Below are 238 nucleotides of genomic sequence, written 5' to 3'. Positions count from 1 at the left end.
ATTTGGAATGCTTATTTCCGGCGATGGAACACATGCTAATTACGGGAGTCTTTATATACGAGCAGAATATCCTGAAGCTGTAAAAATTGTACAGGATGCGATCGATTCACTTCGAAATGAAGGATTGATAGGCGAAAAGATTGACGGGAGTGGCTTCAATTTTGATTTTAAGATCATTCAGGCACGGGGATCATATATCTGTGGTGAAGAAACAGCGTTAATAAACTCTATTGAAGGA

General features: G+C 39.1%; 1 pseudogene. It reads left to right on the top strand.

Annotated features, from left to right (window positions below):
- Nucleotides 1-238, top strand: a pseudogene (locus ACY2RT_RS15615) (hypothetical protein); the annotation flags it as partial.

The sequence above is a fragment of the Ulvibacter sp. 2210JD10-4 genome (genome assembly GCF_058148525.1).
This window is presented reverse-complemented; position numbering and strand designations above follow the sequence as displayed.